Source organism: Mycobacterium sp. NS-7484, assembly GCF_001953975.1.
Lineage (GTDB): Bacteria > Actinomycetota > Actinomycetes > Mycobacteriales > Mycobacteriaceae > Mycobacterium.
On sequence record NZ_MBEJ01000062.1, the window covers coordinates 82,562 to 101,739 of the forward strand.

General features: G+C 66.4%; 21 protein-coding genes. 4 read left to right on the plus strand and 17 right to left on the minus strand.

Going from position 1 to position 19,178, the window contains the following annotated elements; translation table 11 throughout:
• Positions 1–10: 10 nt before the first annotated feature.
• Positions 11–397, minus strand: a complete 387-nt coding sequence (locus A5733_RS11120; protein ID WP_067776211.1) for a VOC family protein — start codon at positions 395–397, stop codon at positions 11–13.
• A gap of 89 nt (positions 398–486) precedes the next feature.
• On the opposite strand from A5733_RS11120, the gene A5733_RS11125 reads away from it, so the two are divergent.
• Positions 487–2,208, plus strand: coding sequence for an amidohydrolase family protein (locus A5733_RS11125; protein WP_076240142.1), 1,722 nt, complete (start codon positions 487–489; stop codon positions 2,206–2,208).
• 4 nt (positions 2,209–2,212) lie between these two features.
• Here the strand turns inward: A5733_RS11125 and A5733_RS11130 are convergent, their stop codons facing one another.
• From A5733_RS11130 to A5733_RS11145, 4 genes are read right to left on the minus strand one after another with little or no spacing between them, the layout of a single operon-like run.
• A complete protein-coding gene (locus A5733_RS11130) occupies positions 2,213–3,574 on the minus strand; it encodes a bifunctional adenosylcobinamide kinase/adenosylcobinamide-phosphate guanylyltransferase (protein ID WP_076240143.1) in 1,362 nt (453 codons plus the stop codon).
• Positions 3,574–4,374: an ABC transporter ATP-binding protein gene (locus tag A5733_RS11135; protein ID WP_076240144.1), complete on the minus strand. Its 801-nt coding sequence runs from the start codon at positions 4,372–4,374 to the stop codon at positions 3,574–3,576. Before A5733_RS11135 ends, A5733_RS11130 begins: the two co-directional genes overlap by 1 nt.
• A complete protein-coding gene (locus A5733_RS11140) occupies positions 4,371–5,366 on the minus strand; it encodes an iron ABC transporter permease (protein WP_083666097.1) in 996 nt (331 codons plus the stop codon). Before A5733_RS11140 ends, A5733_RS11135 begins: the two co-directional genes overlap by 4 nt.
• Positions 5,367–5,385: 19 nt before the next feature.
• On the minus strand, positions 5,386–6,258 hold the full coding sequence (locus A5733_RS11145) for an ABC transporter substrate-binding protein (RefSeq protein WP_233152670.1): 873 nt from the start codon (positions 6,256–6,258) through the stop codon (positions 5,386–5,388).
• Positions 6,259–6,350: 92 nt separating this feature from the next.
• Between A5733_RS11145 and A5733_RS11150 the strand changes: the two genes are divergently transcribed.
• Positions 6,351–6,734 (plus strand): hypothetical protein, encoded by a 384-nt coding sequence (locus A5733_RS11150; protein WP_067767613.1) that lies wholly within the window; start codon positions 6,351–6,353, stop codon positions 6,732–6,734.
• Between the two features lie 83 nt (positions 6,735–6,817).
• Here A5733_RS11150 and A5733_RS27710 read toward each other — a convergent pair whose 3' ends face one another.
• Genes A5733_RS27710 through A5733_RS11185 form a run of 7 tightly spaced genes read right to left on the minus strand, consistent with a single transcriptional unit; the run spans position 6,818 to position 13,659 of the window.
• Complete coding sequence (locus A5733_RS27710) at positions 6,818–7,885, minus strand: hypothetical protein (protein WP_076240147.1); 1,068 nt, start codon at positions 7,883–7,885, stop codon at positions 6,818–6,820.
• Complete coding sequence (locus A5733_RS11160) at positions 7,885–8,940, minus strand: VWA domain-containing protein (RefSeq protein ID WP_076240148.1); 1,056 nt, start codon at positions 8,938–8,940, stop codon at positions 7,885–7,887. Before A5733_RS11160 ends, A5733_RS27710 begins: the two co-directional genes overlap by 1 nt.
• The gene (locus A5733_RS11165; protein ID WP_076240149.1) at positions 8,937–10,013 is read right to left on the minus strand and encodes a hypothetical protein; all 1,077 of its coding nucleotides are present in this window, start codon (positions 10,011–10,013) and stop codon (positions 8,937–8,939) included. The genes A5733_RS11160 and A5733_RS11165 overlap by 4 nt, the downstream gene beginning before the upstream one ends.
• On the minus strand, positions 10,004–10,477 hold the full coding sequence (locus A5733_RS11170; protein ID WP_067767602.1) for a hypothetical protein: 474 nt from the start codon (positions 10,475–10,477) through the stop codon (positions 10,004–10,006). Before A5733_RS11170 ends, A5733_RS11165 begins: the two co-directional genes overlap by 10 nt.
• Positions 10,467–11,366, minus strand: a complete 900-nt coding sequence (locus A5733_RS11175) for a DUF58 domain-containing protein (protein WP_076240150.1) — start codon at positions 11,364–11,366, stop codon at positions 10,467–10,469. The genes A5733_RS11170 and A5733_RS11175 overlap by 11 nt, the downstream gene beginning before the upstream one ends.
• A gap of 5 nt (positions 11,367–11,371) precedes the next feature.
• Entirely contained in the window at positions 11,372–12,373 is a 1,002-nt protein-coding gene (locus A5733_RS11180; RefSeq protein ID WP_067767648.1) for a MoxR family ATPase, read from the minus strand.
• An 8-nt stretch (positions 12,374–12,381) separates the two neighbouring features.
• A complete protein-coding gene (locus tag A5733_RS11185) occupies positions 12,382–13,659 on the minus strand; it encodes a DUF4878 domain-containing protein (protein WP_076240151.1) in 1,278 nt (425 codons plus the stop codon).
• Between the two features lie 393 nt (positions 13,660–14,052).
• Between A5733_RS11185 and A5733_RS11190 the strand changes: the two genes are divergently transcribed.
• Positions 14,053–14,274 carry a hypothetical protein gene (locus A5733_RS11190; RefSeq protein WP_067767593.1) on the plus strand — a complete coding sequence of 74 codons (222 nt, stop codon included), beginning with the start codon at positions 14,053–14,055 and terminating at the stop codon, positions 14,272–14,274.
• Complete coding sequence (locus A5733_RS11195; RefSeq protein WP_076240152.1) at positions 14,271–14,702, plus strand: type II toxin-antitoxin system VapC family toxin; 432 nt, start codon at positions 14,271–14,273, stop codon at positions 14,700–14,702. The genes A5733_RS11190 and A5733_RS11195 overlap by 4 nt, the downstream gene beginning before the upstream one ends.
• Before the next feature lie 337 nt (positions 14,703–15,039).
• Here A5733_RS11195 and A5733_RS27480 read toward each other — a convergent pair whose 3' ends face one another.
• The 5 genes from A5733_RS27480 to A5733_RS11215 all read right to left on the minus strand — a co-directional run bounded on the left by A5733_RS27480 (position 15,040) and on the right by A5733_RS11215 (position 19,106).
• Positions 15,040–15,210 carry a hypothetical protein gene (locus A5733_RS27480; RefSeq protein WP_158070602.1) on the minus strand — a complete coding sequence of 57 codons (171 nt, stop codon included), beginning with the start codon at positions 15,208–15,210 and terminating at the stop codon, positions 15,040–15,042.
• Positions 15,211–15,612 carry a hypothetical protein gene (locus A5733_RS11200; RefSeq protein WP_076240153.1) on the minus strand — a complete coding sequence of 134 codons (402 nt, stop codon included), beginning with the start codon at positions 15,610–15,612 and terminating at the stop codon, positions 15,211–15,213.
• Positions 15,605–16,357 carry a hypothetical protein gene (locus tag A5733_RS11205; protein WP_076240154.1) on the minus strand — a complete coding sequence of 251 codons (753 nt, stop codon included), beginning with the start codon at positions 16,355–16,357 and terminating at the stop codon, positions 15,605–15,607. The genes A5733_RS11200 and A5733_RS11205 overlap by 8 nt, the downstream gene beginning before the upstream one ends.
• Before the next feature lie 145 nt (positions 16,358–16,502).
• Complete coding sequence (gene groL / locus A5733_RS11210) at positions 16,503–18,128, minus strand: chaperonin GroEL (RefSeq protein ID WP_067767581.1); 1,626 nt, start codon at positions 18,126–18,128, stop codon at positions 16,503–16,505.
• Between the two features lie 309 nt (positions 18,129–18,437).
• On the minus strand, positions 18,438–19,106 hold the full coding sequence (locus A5733_RS11215; RefSeq protein ID WP_142253927.1) for a GntR family transcriptional regulator: 669 nt from the start codon (positions 19,104–19,106) through the stop codon (positions 18,438–18,440).
• Between the last annotated feature and the right edge of the window lie 72 nt (positions 19,107–19,178).

Below are 19,178 nucleotides of genomic sequence, written 5' to 3' on the forward strand. Positions count from 1 at the left end.
CTGTGCGCCGCTATGACGCCGCGGCGCCGTGGAAGACCGCCTCGACGTTGTTGCCGTCGGGGTCGCGGACAAAGGCGCCGAAGTAGCCCGGGTGGTACTCGGGCCACAGCCGCGGTGCATGCAACGACTCGGCTCCCAGTTTCAGCGCGGCATCGTAGAACGCGGTGACGGCGTCGGCCCCGTTGGCCTGGAAGGCGACGTGGATCTCGCGGTTGGGCCCGCCGACCTCACCGGCACTGGCGTCGGCGATCCAGAACGCCGGGTGTCCGTCGGTGCCGTAGCCGATGGCCACGCCATGATCCAGCTGCCGGGTGTAGCCGAGGACACCGAGCACGGTGTCGTAGAACTCGGCCGCCTTGGCGAAGTCGATGCAGTTGATGCCGAAGTGATCGATCACAGCCGAGATCCTGGCATGCGCCACCGACAACCCCACCAATTTCGGCCAACCCCATGGGCATACACAGGTAGTCGTCGTAGGTTTGTTAGATGAGCTATGACCTGTGCATCCGCGGCGGCACCATCGTCGACGGCCTGGGCGGGAAACCGTACGCCGGGGATGTCGCGGTGCGCGACGGTGTCATCGTGGCAGTGGGGTCCGCGCCCGAGCCTGCCGAACGCGAGATCGACGCCACCGGCCTGTTGGTCACCCCCGGGTTCGTGGACCTGCACACCCACTACGACGGCCAGGCGATCTGGTCGGACCGGCTCAACCCGTCCTCGGCGCACGGGGTCACCACCGCGGTGATGGGCAATTGCGGGGTGGGTTTCGCGCCGTGCCGCACCGACGACCACGACGTGTTGGTGGATGTGATGGCCGGCGTCGAGGACATCCCCGGGGTGGTGATGGTCGACGGCCTGCCGTGGACCTGGGAGACGTTCCCCGAGTTCCTCGATGCCCTGGGGTCTCGCCGGCTCGATATCGATGTGGCGGCATTCCTGCCGCACTCGCCGTTGCGGGTGTACGTGATGGGCCGGCGCGGCATCGACCGAGAGCCCGCGACCACCGAGGACCTGGCGCTGATGCGCAAGCTCGCCGCCGAGGCGGTCGAATGTGGCGCACTGGGCTTCGCCTCGTCGCGGCTGACGATCCACAAGACCGAAAGTGGGCGCCCCATCCCCAGTTACGACGCCGGCTATGCCGAAATCGAGGCGATCGCCCGCGGGGTCGACGACGCCGGCGGCGGCCTGATCCAGTTCGTGCCCGATCTGGTGGCGGGTGACTATGAACCGGCCCTGCAGACCGTGTTCGACGTGGCCGCCGACGTCGGGTTGCCGGTGACGTTCACGCTGGCGATCGGCAATGCCGGGCCGGCCTTCTTCGAGGACGCGCTGCGCATGGTGGAGAAGGCGAACTCGAACGGCGGGCAGATCACTGCCCAGATCTTCCCGCGGCCCATCGGCCTGGTGCTCGGGCTTGAATTGTCGGGCAACCCGTTCGTGCTCTACCCGAGCTACCGCGAGATCGCCCATCTGCCGCTGGCCGAACGGGTCGCCGAGATGCGTAAACCCGAAGTCCGGCAACGCATTCTGAACGACTCCGCAGCCAGCGACGGTCACCCGCTGATGTTCGCGGTGCAGGCATGGGACTACATGTATCCGCTCGGTGAGGTGCCCGACTACGAGCCCGATCCGTCGAACTCCATCGGCGCGCGAGCCCGTGCCCGTGGCGTCGACCCGCTCGAGGAGGCCTACGACCGCGTCCTCGACGACGACGGACACGCCATGCTGCTGGTCACCCTGGCCAACTTCCGGGACAACTCGCTCGACACCGTGGCCGAGTTGCTGCGGCGCGACGACGTGGTGTTGGGTCTCGGCGACGGCGGCGCGCACTACGGGATGATCTGCGACGCCAGCTTTCCCACTTACCTGTTGACCCACTGGGTACGCGACCGCGCCACCGGGACGTTCAGCGTCGAGGACGTGGTGCGGGAGCTGACGTCGGTCCCGGCCCGGGTCGCCGGGCTGGCCGATCGAGGTCGAATCGCGGTGGGTTACAAGGCCGATCTCAACGTCATCGACCACGCCGGGCTACGGTTGCACCGGCCCGTCGTGGCCTACGACCTGCCGGGTGGTGGTCGTCGCCTGGATCAGACCGCGGACGGCTATGTCGCCACCGTCGTCTCCGGCGAGATCATCGCCGAGAACGGGGTTCCGACGGACGCGCGGCCCGGCCGGCTGGTTCGCGGTCGCCAGGCCGCACCCGCGTAAGGGGTCAGCCGCGCAGCGGAATCGCGACGCCGGCCACCATGAGCAGCACGTCATCGCATTCCGCGGCGATCCGCATGTTCACCATCCCGAGCAGGTCGCGAAAGATGCGGCCCGACGCGGTATCCGGCACGATCCCACTACCCACTTCGTTGCTCACCGCCACCGCCGTGACGGTGCACTGACGCCACGCCGCCACCACCTCGTCGATGTCGTCGTGCACCGGCACCAGCTGTCCACTGTCCCAGCAGCCGTGCCGATCCATCCGCGCGGCCAGCCAGGTGCCGAGGCAATCGAGCAGGACCGGCGTCTGGGCGGTGCGCAATTGGCCTGCCACATCGGAGCTTTCGACGGTGTGCCATTCCGGTGGGCGACGCGCCCGGTGCTGCCGGACCCGTTGAGCCCATTCCGGATCGCCGTGCCGCGGCCCACCGGCGGCCAGGTACCGGACCCGCGAATGCCCGGCGAGCAGCCCTTCGGCGTGTACCGATTTCCCCGAACGCACGCCGCCGAGAACCAATGTGCGGGAAGTCGGGGATGCCACCGGGGAACGGCGCGTGCCCACCCGCACCACCTCGCCGTCCCGGCCGGCACGCGCACCGTATTGCGTGAGCGCCGTGGACAATTCGGGGCCCGGAAGGTTGAAATGGCTTAGGTGTACGGCCACGACGTCGGTGTGGTCTCCGATCGCGCCGGATTCCCGCATCTGGGTCAGCGTGCGCGCAAACGACGGCAGGTCGTGGTGGTCGGTGCCGTGGTCGGTCTTGGGGCCGAACGTCTCCTCCAGGAACACCGCGTCGAACCCGGCCGCGGCGATGGCCGCGTGGGTCGCGTCGGGCAGCGGACCGGTGTCGGTCGCCCACAGAAGTCTTGTATCACCGCGGGATACGTCGTACAGCACGGCATCGTCGACGAGTGCATCGGTGTGCGCGGCCGCCACCACCCGAACCGTATACGCGCCACCGGGCACCGGCAGGGTGAGCTCCTCACCGGGGTATACGGCGCGGAACCGGATCGGGTCGTCCGGGCCCACCCAGTCGCGGCACTGATCGAGAGCACCCGGCGGCCCGATCACGTCGAGCGGCTCGGTCCGGCCCACCCAGTGCCGCATGACCAGGGCTGCCGGGCCGACGTGGTCGAAATGGCCGTGGGTCAACAGGATGTGGCGCACCGCGGCCAGCGTTCGTCCGGCGCGCAGTGCGGCCCGGGGCACTTCCGGACCACAGTCGATCAACAAAACGTCGTCGACGAGCGCGGCGGTCTGCCCGCGGATCTCACCGGCCGTCAACGCCCACCGACACGACCGGCAGCTGCAGAACGGGCTGGGCCAGCCGTCGGCACTGCCGGTGCCCAACAACATCACGTCCATCAGCGCACCGGGTCCCGAACCGGCAGCACCGCGATCCGGCCGTTGCGCTCGAGCACGTCGACGCGGGCCTGGTAGACCTCGGCGATCCGTTGGGCGGTAAGCACTTCCGTGGGGGTGCCGTCGGCGACCACCCGCCCCGCGGCAAGCATCAGCATCCGGTCGGCGTATTGGCCGGCCAATGTCAGATCGTGCATCGCGGCGATCACGGTGATGCCGTCGGCCGCGCGGAGGGTGTCCACCAACTCGAGAACCTGTTGCTGGTGGCCGACATCCAGTGCGCTGGTGGGCTCGTCGAGCAGTAGCACCGACGGCTGCTGCGCCAGGGCCCGGGCGAGCACCACGCGTTGCAGTTCACCGCCAGAAAGCTCGGTCGCGGCACGGGCGGCGATGTCTTGCAGGCCGAGTCGTTCGATCACACCGGTCACCACGTGACGGTCGGCGGCCGACGGTGCGGCAAACCGCGGCAGGTGTGGTGTCCGGCCCAGGGTGACCAAGTCGGTCACGGTCACCCCTTCCGGAACGACAGGCCGTTGCGGCATCAGCGCCACCTCCGAGGCAATCTGCCTGCGGCGCACGGCGTGTGGGTCCAGACCGGCCACCCGTACCGTCCCGGTCAAGCGCGCATCGTTGCCGGCCGGCACCAAGCCGGCGATCACATGAAGCAGCGTGGTCTTGCCGGCTCCGTTGGGGCCCACCACGCTGACCCATTCGCCGGCGGACACCGTCAGGTTCACCGACCCGAGCACCGTCGTCTCCCGCCGGATGAGCGTCAGGTCGGTACACGTCAGGGCAACCGTCATGGCAACCTCCGACTGCGGCGTAGCACCATCAGGAAGAACGGTGCCCCAATGGCCGCCGTCACCACGCCGATCGGAAGTTCGGCCGGCGCCATCACCGTGCGCGCCAGGACGTCGGCCAGCATCAGGAAAGCGGCGCCCAACAGTACCGACAACGGCAGCAGCAACCGATGTCCGGGCCCGACCACCAACCGAACCGCGTGCGGCACCACGATTCCCACAAATCCGATCAGTCCGCTGACGCTGACCACCGCCGCCGTGCCCAAGGTCGCCACCGCAACCAGCAGCAGCCGCACCCGGCCCGGGTCCACCCCGAGGCTGGCCGCCTCGGTGTCCCCCACGGCCATCACGTCGAGGATCCGGGCGAACAGCAGGATCACCACGATCGTCGACACCACATACGGCAGCGCGACGCCCACTTCGCTCCAGCCATCGGTGCTCAGTCGCCCGAGCAGCCAGCTGTACACCTGACGCATGGACTCGTCGTAACGCTGTTGCAGGAACGTCTGCCCCGCATTGGCGAACGCGGCCACCGCAACACCCGCCAGGATGATCACCACTTCCGTGCGCCCACCGCCCACACCGCGGCCCAGCAGGTACGTGGCGGTGACCGCCAGAATGCCGCCGGCGAACGCCGCGACCGGTACCGCGAAAGTGCTTGCCGCCAAGCCGGATACGATCACCGCGGTAGCACCGAGACCCGCCCCGCTGGAAACGCCGAGCAGATACGGATCGGCCAGCGGGTTGCGGAAGACGCCCTGATAGGCGGCGCCGGCGATGGCGAGGGTGCCGCCGACCAGGGCACCGAGCACCACCCGCGGCAATCGGATCTGCCACAGCACCGCATGCTGGGACGCCGTCAGACCGTGATCGACATCAATGCCCGGTAGTCCGTCGGCCAGCGCTAGCAGCACCCCGCGCGGCGGCAACCCCGCCGGGCCGACGAACGTCGCAAGCAGCGCGGCGCCGAGCGCCCCGAGCACGGCCGCAGCCATCACCCAGACGCGGCGACGATCACCGCCGGGCCGGGACAGCGTGCACCTCGGAAATCACAGCGGCGATCGTCTGCACCATGTCGACGATGCGTGGCCCCCACCGGCTGGCCACGTCGGCGTCGAGCTCGTAGATGTGGCCGTTGCGAACTGCCGACACGTCGGCCCATCCGGCCCGGTCCGCAACGGAGGTCCGGCTGGTGCCGCAACATTGCACATCGGCCAGGAGGATCAGATCGGGGTTCGCGGTGACGATGTACTCCTCGGACAGCTCGGGATACGGATCACCGCCGGCGCTGTCGGCGATGTTGACCAAACCGAACAGGCTGTAGAGCTGACCGGTGAAGGAGGCGCTGCCGGCACTGAACAACATCGGGTCGAGTTCGTGGTAGTAGCTCAGGTGGGTTTTCGGAGCGGTGTCGACGGCCGCACTGATCTTTCGGCGCATCTGCGAAACCGACTCCGTGGCGTCGGCGGCGTGCCCGGTCGCCGCACCGATCTTCTCGATCTGGGCGTACGCGTCGTCGAGGGTGGCGGGGGCGGGCAACGCCAACAACTCGATGCCGGCCGCCTTCAGGCCCGAGACGAGGTAGTCGGGGGCATCGGCCGTGACGACCAGGTCCGGTTGATAGCGCACGATGGCCTCGACGTTGGGTTCATACCCGGACAGATCGGCCTGCGTCGGCACGTCACCCGGATGATTCGACTGCGCGTCGACGGCGATCACCTGCGGGCCCGCACCGATCGCCCACAGCGTCTCGGTTGCCGACGGGCTGAGCGAGACGATGCGCTGCGGTGCGCTGTGGCCGTCCGTTGCGGCGGGCCCCGGTACAGGCGCGCAACCGAGCAGAAGCAACGCCGATGACACCGCCAGCCAGGCGCGCACGCGTCTCACCAGAACCAATCCTTCGTCCGAGGCGGTTGTCCGGCTCAGCCTAGTCTGGCCGGTCGGGCACCCAGCGAGCCCAACCGGCCTATCCTCACGTCATGAGCGTGAAAGTGGACCTCAACCAGCTGGCCGACAAGCTGGCGGACTACACGTTCGCCTACCTCGTCACGGTCGACGACAACTACCACGCGCACACGGTGGCGGTGGAGCCCCACCTGGTCGACGGGGTCATTCACGTCGGCCCGGTCGGCGGGCACACCCGCAAAAACCTGGCCCAGCACAAAGACGTCACCCTAGTCTGCCCGCCGAGTGTGCCCGGCGGGTATTCGCTGATCGTCGACGGTCGCGGTGAGGCCGGGGCCACCGAAGACCAGATCCAGCACATCGTGCCCAGTCGTGCCGTGCTGCATCGACGAGCTGCCCGGCCCGGCCCGCCCAGCAGTCAATGCGAGAGTGACTGCATCGTCTTGTCGGAGAACTGAGGCGAGTCGTGCCGCGGCGCCGGCCAGTTATGTCACGCATCCGGTGTCCAAACGTGCATCAACTGGCCACTGAGCGCAGGTGATCACTCCCGGTCGGTACCGGTGGCGTTGGAATCTTCCAGCAGTCGTTTGAGGACGTCACCCGGGTCACCTTGTCCGGGATTCAACTGGTGGGTGGCCACCCCGTTCGATTCGGTGGCGATGCGGTCCGCGCCGACGGTGTCGCGCGTGGACTGATCTGTCACTCCGCCCGAGCCCTGACCGTTCTGGCCGGCACCGCCCTGATCTGCCCCCTGGCCCTGTTGACCCTGGCCGGGTTGCCCCTGGCCGGGTTGTCCCTGGTCTCCCTGGCCCTGGTCCGGTTGGCCCTGGCCGCCTTGACCTCCCTGGCCACTCTGGCCACCTTGGTCACCACCCTGGCCACCACCGCCCTGGCCACCGCCGCCGCCTTGGCCACCTTGACCACCGCCCTGGCCGCCACCGCCGCCTTGGCCGCCTTGGCCGCCACCATCCTGGCCACCGCCACCACCGCCACCACCACCCTGCGACGGCGGCGGGTCCTTCAACTTGTCCTGGAGTCGTTGTTCGGTTTCGTTGAGGTGCGTGCGGCGCTCCTCATCGGGCTCGGTCGTGGTGTCGAAGCAGCCGCCGGGCGCCTCCTGCGTCACCTTCAGCGCCTCGGTCCAGAACTTTTTGGCCTCTTCGCGGTTCTGGTCGGCGTTCTTGAGATCGCCCAGCGTCTCGAGCACCACCTCGAGATTGATCCGGACCGGACATGACCGCTCCGGGCTGACCAGCGACAGCGACTTCTTGAACTCCGACTCCGCGTCGGCCAATTTCCCTTCCAGCACGTAGCGGTCGCCGTCGGCGAAATATGGCTTGTACGAGTCGATCACGTTGAACGACTTGAGCCTACGTACGTCGTCGGTCAAGCCGTACGAGTCATAGCTGAGGTAATGGGATCTGGCCGAGTGCCCGTAGATCACCATCGTCACCAGTTTGACGCCGATCGCCACCAGCACCACGGCGGGCAGAATCGAGAACAGAATCAGCCGACGCCGCAGCACTTTCCGGCTCGGCCCCTGCGAGAAGAACGCGCGGACCCACCTGATCGCCGACTGGAATGCCGAAACACTGCGCTGTCTCAACATCACGCACCCCGCTGGCTGGTCATGCGGGAGACCCGATACTCGCGTGCCATCGCGAACAACTCATAGAACATCAACAGCATCGCGATCGCCGTGAAAACCCAGTAGAACTCGGTGCGGTCCCCCGGCAACGACACTTCCTGCGCTACCGCGGTCGACGAATTCTCATCCAGCGGGGGGATGAGCATGGACGTCGAGGCACCGAGGTCACGGTGGAAGTACGGCACATGCAGTTGCTCGGCAACGGATTTCAACGACGCTTCGTCGAGCACCGAAAGAAACTGTGGGCCGGCACCTGACGGGTCGGGAAAGTACGTTTTCTCCCCATTCTCGGCTAGCCGACTGGCCACCGGACCGCCGGCGGCCGTGCCGTAGCCGAGCACCGCTCCGCCGGCCACCAAGTCGGCCGGCACGTCGAACGTCGTCGCCGCCCGCTTCGAAACCCCGGCTCCCTCCCCGAGATAGAAAATCAAATTGTTCGACCCGGGATACTCCTGGGCGGCGAGTTCCAGCTGCCGCTTGAGTTGTTCGTCCGCGGCGCCGAGGTCGACCTGGTACACCGAGTCGAAATCCGACTCGTAGGCCGAGTAGTCCTTGAGCAGTGCCCGCAGACTCCAGATGTCGTCGGAGAGCGGCCAGTCCACTCTGGCCTTGGTGGCGAACGAGGTGATCGAGAAGCGTCCGTCCGGGTACTGATCGACGATCGACTGCATGTCGGCGCGCACCCCGGCCATCCGGAACTGGTTGTTGCCGAAGTCCTCTGCGCGGGAGTTGAGCGATCGGTCCACCACGAAGAACACGTTCACGTTGCTGTTGGCGGCCTCCGCCGCGGCGGCCTGGTTCACCGCGTGGCGGTCTCCCTCGATCCCCGGCCGCACCGCCGCCGCGAACAGGCACACGATCACCAGGGTCAGCAGGCTCCACCGCACGACGACCTTGCGCTGGCTGCCTTTCCCGACGACCACGAGCACCCGATAGAGGGTGTACATCCGCAGTACCAGCGTCAGCCCGGCCAGCGACAGGAAGATCCACCACGGCAGGATCGGCTCGAATGTCATCGCCGCACCCCCGCGAGGCTGATCGAGAAGACGATCACGATCACCAGTCCGATGGTGAGCACCAGATTGGGTCGGTCCCGCACCTGCTCGACCATGATCGTCCCGTCCGAGCGGGTCAGCGCCGGTGGATGTGAGCGGATGTCGTCGAGGTGGCTGCGTAGCGCCTTGTCCAGATTGTCCTGACTGTCTTGCGCCATGCCACCAGTGGCTCCGCCGGCGGACGCCGCCGCGACATAGCTGATGAAGCGTCCACCGGTGGCCTCGGCGAGACCACTGAGCCCACCGCTGGCGTCGAGAGTCGTTCTGGTCAACACGTTGACCTGGATTCCCGACGACCGCGCCAGCTCGGCGAGCGCGTCATCGGAGTAGATCGGCTTCTCCGACGCACCGGCGGGGCCCATGTATATCACCGACCGCCGGGCATCCGACGGCTTCCCGACGCCGGGGAAACCGTTGAGGCACATGGCAAGTGCATCGTTGGCGGTCAGCTGGTAGTCCGAGTAGCTGACCATGCGGCCGAATTCGTGCTGGGCGCGTTGCAGGACAGCGGTGTCCTCCGGCGTCGGATTCTGGGTGGATTGCAACCGTTCCAGGCTCGCGTACCGGCCGAGCTGCTCCTGCAGGAAGGGGTAGTCGCGGGTCAGCGGGATCACCCGGTTGGTGAGGGATGTCAGGCCGAGGCGTTGCGTGTCGAAATCGGCGGCCTGGTCGGCGAAATAGGTCAACATCACCGACGCGTCGTGGGTGGCCGGGTCATCCTGCAGGCACAGCATCACGTCTTCGGGATGTGCGCGGTTGATCTCGGCGGCAGTGGCCTGCGTGCTGACCGGACGGGCGGTCGCGACGATGGCGCACAGCAGCACGGCGACCGTGGTGGCGGCGATGGCCGCCAACAGGATTCGATAGCGCCGGTACGCCCGGGCGTATTCGGGCAGTTCGGTCAGCCGACCGACCCAGGCCAGTGGACGCAGCCGGCGCGGTTGCTGGCGCATCGGCCACAGGAATGCCACCAGCACGATGGCGACGAGCGCCACCAGGCCGGCTATGACGATCCATCCCCACCTCAGCTCCATGACAGGATCGTGCTCCGCACCTGAGCTGCCGTGGCAGCGACGTCTGGGCTGTCTTCGAGGTCGAATTGTCGTGCGTACAGGGCTGATACCGCAGGTGCTGCCGCTGCCGCAGGGCTGTCTGCCACCTCACCGAGGGCCATGTACTGCGCGGCGACCCCGGTCTGCAGGTACACGAAGTTGCGCAGTATCCGGCTCATCGCGGTGTAGGCCTGCCGCGACGTCAGCTCTCCGGCATGATGCCGCTCGCTGATCCGGCTGATCGCCGCGCTGAACTTGCGCCGCAGCACCCGGGCGCTGATGTCCCGGATCACCGGGATGGTGCGCAGCCGTTGCACCGGAAGCGTCCACACCCATACGCCGACGAACCATCCGATGACGCCGAGGATCAGCAGCACACCGAACACCAGCCAGCCCACCGAATATGGCAGCGGCGCCACGATCCATTTCAGATGGTCATTTGCCACGGCTGGCCTTCTTCAGCATCAGGGTGACGGCCCCGAACAACTCGCCGCTGGCGGCCACCCGGGCGCACGGAATCGCCGAGCTGTTGACGTAGTCGGCGAACGCGGCCTCGCGCTGCGCCTCGGCCCGGCGGTAGGCCTCGAGCACCCGGTGGCCCAGGATCTCCTCGCGCAGTAGGGTTCTGCCGCTGTCGACGTCGTAACCCTCGCCGCCGAACGCCGGTACCCCGATCAGCGGGGCATCGCGCACGGTGATCCAGTACACGTCGTGACGGGCCGCCACCTTACGGAACTGTTCGTCCAATTCCGCTGAGACGTCGGGCTCGTCGGAGATCACGAAGACAATATGTCGACGACGGAAATGCTGCTGGACGTACCGCAATTGGGTGCCGAGGTCACTGCGGTCGCTGTCGGCCACCTGGTGACGGTTGACCCGCTCCAGAATGTGCTCCAGATGCGCCTCACCGCGCCGGTTGGGCATGTGCACCGATCCGGTGGCGTCTCCGTACACCAGGCCCATCTCGTCGCCCTTGCTGATCGCGAGCAGTCCCACCAGGCCCACGGCATTGAGCACCACACGCTGTTTGACCTCACCACCGGCGGCCAGCGCGAGCATGTTGCGACCGAGATCGGTGACCATCAGGACGCGCTGTTGACGGTAGGAGACGAACCGCTTCACCAGCACGTCGGTCGAGCGCGCCGACGCCTTCCAGTCGATGTCGCGGACGTCGTCACCGGGAATGTAGGGGCGTAGATCGTCGAATTCCAGGCTGCGCCCGTGGAACATCGACCGATGCTCCCCCTCGAGAAGTCCCCGCGACACCCCGTTCGGCCCCGACAGCCGGTTACCGGCGAGGGTCTGGGCCTTCACCTCCTGCAGTAGCACTCCCATAGCGACTACGGGGTACGCACTGCCTGAATGACGTTGTCTATCAAGACTTCCGGAGTGACGTTCTGGGCGACCGCCTCGAATCCCAGGATCAGCCGGTGCCGCAGGATCCGGTGCGCGAGTGCCTTGATGTCGTCGGGCAAAACGTGATTGCGCCCCGACAGCAGGGCAAGTGCCCGGGCGGCCTTGGTGAAGGCGATGGTCGCGCGCGGGCTGGCGCCGTACTCGATGAGCCGGGCCAAGTTCGCCGGAAGGTATTGCTGGGGAGCACGTGTCACCGCGACGATGTGGGTGATGTAGTTGACGATCGCGGGGTCGAGGTAGACGCGTCGCACCACATCGCGGAGGTAGAGGATGTCATCCAACGAGGCCACCGCCGCGGTCCGGTTGTTCGCATACACACCCGCATCGATCCGGAAGATCATCTCCGACTCCTCCTGCGGCGTCGGATAAGTCAGGATCTCCTTGAACATGAACCGGTCCATCTGCGCTTCCGGCAGTGGATAGGTGCCTTCCTGGTCGACCGGGTTCTGGGTGGCCAGCACCAGGAACGGCTCGGGGATCTTGTAGATCTCGCCGGCGATGCTGGTCTGGCGTTCCTCCATCGCCTCCAGCATGGCGCTCTGGGTCTTCGCGCTGGACCGGTTGATCTCGTCCAGCAGCACGATGTTGGCGTGCACCGGGCCCAACTGGGTGTGGAAGGCGCCCCGCGACGCATCGAAGATCTGGGTGCCGATGATGTCGCTGGGGAGCAGGTCGGGCGTGCACTGGATGCGCCGGAACTTGGCCTGGACGGCATCGGCGACGGCCCGCGCGGCCGTCGTCTTGGCCAGTCCCGGAACACTTTCCAGCAACACATGACCGCCGGTGAGCAGACCGACCAGAAGGCTCTGCTGCAACCCGGTCTGGCCGACCACTTTGGCCGCGAAGGCATTCGACAGCGCGCCCACCACGGCGCGCGCCCGGTCGAGCTCGTCGCGGGTGGGCTGGGGTGCCCGCTGGGGTGGCATCGTGACGCTCATCGGCCCATCCATTTCACGGTCAACGGGTCCTGGGTCATGTCGATCTCCCCCATCAACGGGATGAGCGGCGTGCCCTGCATGGGTGTGCCGTCGGTGCTGTTGGCGGTGAGCTTCCACTCCGATGTGCCCAGCACCCGAAGCGTCATGTCATACGACATGAAGGAGTATTGGAGGTTGTCCAGATTGGGTGCTTCCCAGTGCGCGGTGCCGTCGGCCAACGAGGGGTTGGGGACGTTCTGCGGACATCCGGGCGGCGAAAGCGCCGTGGATTTCGCACATTCGGCGACCGCGTCGGCGACGGCCTTCTTGGCTGCTGCCGATCCGGCCTCGCTGAGCTGCACCTGGACCGGGGATGGCATTGCCGCCCCCTGTGTGACCAGGCTGTCCAGCAGCACCGGCCGCAGTGCCGTCACCGAGATGTACTTGTTCGCCGAGCCCAGATCGAGCCAGCCGGGCAGCACATAGACCGTGGAGCCGCTCGAAATCGGTTTGCCGAACAGGGATATCGGCGGAGCTGCGAGCGGCTGACCGGTCACCGGATTGGCGGTCAGGGTGGACGCGGCGAGATTGAGCTTGGCAGCGGCCGTGGACAGCTTCCAGCCGCCGTCCTGCTTCTTCACCAGCAGCGTCTGATCGGAGGTCTGCTCACCGAAGTTCGCCACCACGTGCACCTGCGCCATGTCGCCGGTCTCGTTGGCACTGAGAACCCGGACGTTGGTGATGGGCCATTTCGCGATCTGCTGCTTCAGGATGTCGTCGGTGAGGAACTCCTTCGACGCCGGCTGATCGGATCCGAATGCCAACGCGGCGTTGGCATCTCCCTTCGACAGCGCGTCCAGATAGCCCTTGACCGCGTCGGTGGGCGAGCTGGCGCCGTGGGCACTGATATCGCCGGCGCCACCGCCCGAGAACGACACGACACCCACCACGATGGCCACGACGAGGAGCACCGCAGCGGTGGCGCCTGCCGTGATGAGCAGTGCCTTCTTGTTGCGACGCGGTGGTGCCGGGGTGAACCCGGGCTGCAGGTTATTGAAGTCGCGCTGCAACGGGCCCTGCCAGCCGGCCTGAGCGGGTGCCGGCGGCCCACCGGGGGCGACGTGCCCGGCCGGCGTGTGATGGGGCGCGGCCGGCTGCGCGGGACCGCCCCACTGCGGGGGTTGGGGTGGAGGTGGAGGTGGAGGCGGAGGTGCCTGACGGTAGCCGGAATTCTGCGGCGTAGATCCGTCGACGGGGTTGGGTCCTCCGAACGGCGAATGCGGCGGCTGCGTCACGCAGCAAACCCGCTCGTGCGAAACGACAACAATCTGATCTCCCCCCACAAGACGCCACGACAGCTATCGCTGGCCGACCGTATCACGGCGGTATCACGCCACGCGTGCCGGGTTACCGCGCCACGCAGGGGCGCAGCAGAGCAAAGGAAAGAGCAGGACTCCTAGAAGTCCATACCGCCCATGCCACCGGTCGGTCGCCCACAGGTACGGCGGCGGTCGAGCATTTCCACTCGGGCGCCGGTTGCTGGAAGAAAATCACCGCCGAGCCGAGAATGAACTGCAGAGCAACCGCACCCCTAGAATCGGCGGCATTCCCACGAGGACAGGACTCTGTTCACCTGAACCAGGTCGGTGTCCGGCTCCTGTCGGCCTGCCCGCCTACAATTGGCTTCTATGACAGCGAGTCGCGACGAGCTGATTCACTTGATCGAGCACCTGCCCGATGATCAGGTCGAGGCGGTGCTCGCCGATGTCCGGCGGCTGTCAACGGAGAGCCCGCGTGGGGAATGGCCACCCCAGTTCTTCGGCATCGGAGAATCCAGCGATGGCCGCACTGACAACGCACGTCGCGTCGATAAAATCCTCGCCGAGGGCTTCGGTTCCCGGCGCTCGTGATCGTCTGCGACACGGGTCCGATCTTCGCCGCAGCAGACCGAAAGGACGCCGACCACCAGGCGTGCGTGGACCTGTTCACCAATCTCCGACGTGCCAATCGCCGACTACTTCTGCCCCAGACGGTGCTGGCGGAGGTCGGCTACATGCTGGAGACCAAGCTCGGAACTTTCGCTGAGGTGGCATTCCTCAAGTCCGTGGCCAACCGAACTTTTGAGCTGATCAGCCTTACCCAGGCTGACGTGACCCGAGTCGCCGAACTGGTGGCGCGCTATGACAATCTGCCGCTCGGCACCACCGACGCGTCCGTGATTGCGCTCGCTGAGCGCCTTGGTGTGGACGAGATCGCGACGCTCGACCACAGGCACTTTCGCGTTGTCCGCCCCAACCGCGCTCAAGTTCTTACCTTGCTGCCAGAACGCGGACCCTGACAGTCGCACGCGAACGCCGGCAATCCAGGCGCATCGAGAACAGTTCATCAGTCGGTCAGCGTTGACTGAAGAGAGTCCGTCTTACCGGAGAACCTCAGCAACCGTCGGTCTGGCTCTTGCACGTTGTTCTCTTTGACCCCGGAAATGGTTCTCGCCGAGCAGACGGTCGAGGATTTCCACTCGTGCGGCGGGGCTTGCCGTCCAGCGCTGTGTCTGGCGGTAGCCGTGGAAGCCGTGGTCGGGTGCGACGTCGTTCCATCCGTACGCGCCCCGTCGTCGCGGCGTCGATATCGGTACCGAACAGCATCACCCGACCCGAACAGACCATCCCGTGAAATCACCATGCATCGTCGGCGATCCCGTTGTAATGACAGATGATCGGGTTACCGGTCTGCACAGATGCTTCGAGCAGAGTCTGCAGGTTCTCGAGGAAATAGGCATCCTCGGTCCGTAAGCCCCGGCGGACACGCGGCACGAATCGCACCAATTCGGCCAGTGCGGCACCCACCTACTTTCCGACCACCCAGATCCCGCCGGACGGGTAGTCAGGGAATTGCCGCCGGTAGAGGACTTCGGAGAGAACTGGGCATTCGCTGTCGTTCAGCCAGCCCTGAAACTCATACGGGTCGGTGTCGGGCCAGTTGGCGGGTGTATAGAACGGGCTGACCGACACCAACTTCATGTATTCGTGTACACACGGCGGGTTTGGCTCGTCGAACGGTAAGTCGAAGCCGACCCATCCCTGCCGCCAATCCATCAGAGTCTCAGGGTCTTTCGTGTGATCGGTGCTATCAGCCAGCGTCACCACACCGAATCGATTGATGGTTAGGTCCGATCGCGGATACGGCGGTTCGGTTGTCAATCCGTCCTGAAAACAGGTGCAGAAGACAAACGCATCCCACTCACTCATCCGCCAGCAACCGTTCCCACAGCGCTGGCATGAAGGCGGTCAGGAACGCACTGACCCGAATGATGCTGCCCAGCACCGGTACCGGGGCGAGATATTCGGGCCAGCAGACGTAGATCGGCAGGCAGCCGACCACCGTGACCCGCGCAACGTGGAACGTCGCTGCGGTATCGGAAACGGTGCGGGCAAAGGCCTCCTCGACCTCCCCGAACACGATCGCCATCGGCGTGGTCTCATCGCCGAACATTCCGGTCGGAAGAAAACTACCAACCCCGTAGCGAAGACGACGGACCACCGTGCCATCGGGCATCTCGATGGACTGTTTCAGCGGACCCACGTCGCCGTCGCTCGAACGGTCGAACACCTCGGCGTTCGCGTACACGGTGACCTCACGAGCCAGCCCGGTGATGACCGCCTCCTGCGGTACCTCGGGATCGAGCTCGGCGAAATAGGGGAACTGGCCGAACGCGGCACACAGTCGCGTCGCCGTGGCGCCGTCGGTGCCGAGAACCGAAGCGGTTAGGTAGACGGTGTCCTTGATCCAGTCGGCCTCTCCGAGAGTGGCGGTGACGTTGCCATGGAAGTGCGCGCTGCCGTTGTAATAGCCCGCCTGGTGCCTGCTCAGAACGAACATCGCCCCGGAGTCATCCAGCCACCTGGACACGAACCAGCCGTCGGGAGCCGATGCCCCCACGAGCTCGTCGTGATGCTGCGCCAGGTAGGCGTATTCGCTGGTCTTCTCATCCACCCACGTAATCCCGATGCAATCGGGAAGTGCATGCCCCACGAGTGCACCATGGCACAGGCCACCGACAGGAGCGAGCGAGTTTTGAGCACCCACGAAAAAGCCCGGCCTGCCGAAGCAGACCGGGCCTTCCCGTAAAAAGCAGGACTTAGAAGTCCATACCGCCCATGCCACCGGTCGGGTCGCCCGCAGGTGCGGCGGCCTTCTCCGGCTTGTCGGCGACGACGGCCTCGGTGGTGAGGAACAGCGCCGCAATGGACGCCGCGTTCTGCAGCGCCGAGCGGGTGACCTTCACCGGGTCGGCAACGCCGGCCTTGAGCAGGTCCTCGTACTCACCGGTGGCGGCGTTCAGGCCGGTGCCGGCGGGCGAGTTGGCGACCTTCTCGGCGACGACGCCGGGCTCCAGGCCACCGTTGAAGGCGATCTGCTTGAGCGGAGCCGACAGCGCGACACGCACGATGTTGGCGCCGGTGGCCTCGTCACCGGTGAGCGACAGCTCCTCCAGCGACGGAGCGGCCTGCAGCAGGGCCACGCCACCACCGGCGACGATGCCCTCTTCGACGGCAGCCTTGGCGTTGCGCACGGCATCTTCGATGCGGTGCTTGCGCTCCTTGAGCTCCACCTCGGTGGCAGCGCCGGCCTTGATCACCGCAACACCGCCGGCCAGCTTGGCCAGGCGCTCCTGCAGCTTCTCACGGTCGTAGTCGGAGTCGCTGTTCTCGATCTCGGCGCGGATCTGGGCGACACGGCCCTGGATCGCGTCGGCATCGCCGGCACCCTCGATGACGGTGGTCTCGTCCTTGGTGACGACGACCTTGCGGGCCTGGCCCAGCAGCGCGACATCGGCGGTCTCCAGCGAGAGGCCGACCTCTTCGCTGATGACCTGGCCACCGGTGAGGATGGCGATGTCCTGCAGCATGGCCTTGCGGCGGTCACCGAAGCCCGGAGCCTTGACGGCCACAGACTTGAAGGTGCCACGGATCTTGTTGACCACCAGGGTCGACAGGGCCTCGCCCTCGACGTCCTCGGCGATGATCAGCAGCGGCTTTCCGGACTGGATGACCTTCTCCAGCAGCGGCAGCAGGTCCTTGACGGTCGAGACCTTGGAGCTGACCAGCAGGATGTAGGGATCCTCCAGGACGGCTTCCTGACGCTCGGCGTCGGTCACGAAGTAACCCGAGATGTAGCCCTTGTCGAAGCGCATGCCCTCGGTGAGCTCCAGCTGCAGCCCGAAGGTGTTGGACTCCTCGACGGTGATGACACCCTCGTTGCCGACCTTGTCCATGGCCTCGGCGATCAGGTCACCGATGGACTGGTCACCGGCGGAGATACCGGCGGTGGCAGCGATCTGCTCCTTGGTCTCCACCTCCTTGGCAGACTTGAGCAGGCCTTCGGTGATCTTCTCCACGGCCTTTTCGATGCCGCGCTTCAGGCCGAGGGGGTTGGCGCCGGCAGCGACGTTGCGCAGACCTTCGCGAACCAGGGCCTGGGCCAGAACGGTGGCGGTGGTGGTGCCGTCGCCTGCGACGTCGTCGGTCTTCTTGGCGACCTCTTTGACGAGCTCAGCGCCGATCTTCTCGTACGGGTCCTCCAGCTCGATCTCCTTGGCGATGGACACACCATCGTTGGTGATCGTGGGGGCGCCCCACTTCTTCTCCAGGACGACGTTGCGACCCTTGGGGCCCAGCGTCACCTTTACCGCGTCGGCGAGGGCGTTCAGACCCCGCTCGAGGCCGCGACGGGCCTCTTCGTCATACGCAATTGTCTTAGCCATTGCGAAGTGATTCCTCCGGATTGGGGATGCACGTCTTTTCGGTCGGGCGCAGTGCCCGCGACGGACGACCAAGGTGTGCTCCCGCAGGTGCGGCCCCGGTCTCACCGTCCCGACCTAGCACTCACTGATCGAGAGTGCCAACTGCATTCTTAGCACTCGACCAGGGTGAGTGCAAGGTTTGGACCGGCGCCTTTCGAGTTCCCCGCTACGCCTGCGGCGAACGTCGCCGATTTCCACGTCAGGGCGGTTCCGAGCGCCTCACCGCGACCAGGGTGTAGAAGTCGGCGCGGCATACCTATACCGGCGGCGCTACACCGGCAGCGGCGGCGGCGTGTAAGCGTCAACCGAGGCCTCGTCGCCGGTCGACTGGGTCAGCAGCAACCCCACCGTCTCGACCAGGTGGTCGCGCATCCGCGCCGCACTGGCTTGCGGGTCACGGGCACGGAGGGCGTCGAGGATGCGCTCGTGCACCAGCAGGATGTCGGCCAGCGTGCGGGTGGCGGTGGTCGACAAGCCGCGATCCATCATCTGGATACGGGTGTTCGCCGCCACCTCGGTGACTCGGCGATTGCCCGCGACATTGAGGATCGCGGCGTGGAAGTCGACATCGGCGGCCTGGAAGTCGGACTCGTCGCCCGCCTTGGCCGCGTCCTGCATCCGACCGAAAGCCTCCTCGATGGGCCCCAGCAGCTCGTCGGTCAGCAATTCAGCAGCCCGGTAGGCCGAGGGCACCTCCAGCATCATCCGCAGCGAATAGATCTCCTCGATGTCGCGGGTGGACACCTCCAGGATTCGCACGCCGCGGCTGCGCTCGAAGCGCACCATGCCATTGCTCGCCATTCGCAACAGCGCCTCGCGCACCGGAGTCCGTGACACCCCGAGACGGCTCGAGATCTCCACCACCGAATGCATCGTGCCGGGTTGCAGTTCGCCCGCGCGGACGGCGCGCATCAACTCTTCGTAGACACGATCGGTCAACGAAACTTGCCCGGGGTCGAACACGTTTCACGTCCCCCTGATCGACCAGCACATTCCCGTCAGCATAAATGC

What these genes read in the sequence shown, in the direction of transcription:
- A5733_RS11190 (WP_067767593.1), top strand. Translation starts at nt 14,053, where the DNA reads ATGACAGCGAGTCGCGACGAGCTGATTCACTTGATCGAGCACCTGCCC.
- A5733_RS27710 (WP_076240147.1), bottom strand. Translation starts at nt 7,885, where the DNA reads ATGTTGAGACAGCGCAGTGTTTCGGCATTCCAGTCGGCGATCAGGTGG.
- A5733_RS11130 (WP_076240143.1), bottom strand. Translation starts at nt 3,574, where the DNA reads ATGGACGTGATGTTGTTGGGCACCGGCAGTGCCGACGGCTGGCCCAGC.
- groL (WP_067767581.1), bottom strand. Translation starts at nt 18,128, where the DNA reads ATGGCTAAGACAATTGCGTATGACGAAGAGGCCCGTCGCGGCCTCGAG.
- A5733_RS11135 (WP_076240144.1), bottom strand. Translation starts at nt 4,374, where the DNA reads ATGACGGTTGCCCTGACGTGTACCGACCTGACGCTCATCCGGCGGGAG.
- A5733_RS11125 (WP_076240142.1), top strand. Translation starts at nt 487, where the DNA reads ATGAGCTATGACCTGTGCATCCGCGGCGGCACCATCGTCGACGGCCTG.
- A5733_RS11175 (WP_076240150.1), bottom strand. Translation starts at nt 11,366, where the DNA reads ATGGGAGTGCTACTGCAGGAGGTGAAGGCCCAGACCCTCGCCGGTAAC.
- A5733_RS11200 (WP_076240153.1), bottom strand. Translation starts at nt 15,612, where the DNA reads ATGAGTGAGTGGGATGCGTTTGTCTTCTGCACCTGTTTTCAGGACGGA.
- A5733_RS11180 (WP_067767648.1), bottom strand. Translation starts at nt 12,373, where the DNA reads ATGCCACCCCAGCGGGCACCCCAGCCCACCCGCGACGAGCTCGACCGG.
- A5733_RS11150 (WP_067767613.1), top strand. Translation starts at nt 6,351, where the DNA reads ATGAGCGTGAAAGTGGACCTCAACCAGCTGGCCGACAAGCTGGCGGAC.
- A5733_RS11140 (WP_083666097.1), bottom strand. Translation starts at nt 5,366, where the DNA reads ATGGCTGCGGCCGTGCTCGGGGCGCTCGGCGCCGCGCTGCTTGCGACG.
- A5733_RS11165 (WP_076240149.1), bottom strand. Translation starts at nt 10,013, where the DNA reads ATGGAGCTGAGGTGGGGATGGATCGTCATAGCCGGCCTGGTGGCGCTC.
- A5733_RS11160 (WP_076240148.1), bottom strand. Translation starts at nt 8,940, where the DNA reads ATGACATTCGAGCCGATCCTGCCGTGGTGGATCTTCCTGTCGCTGGCC.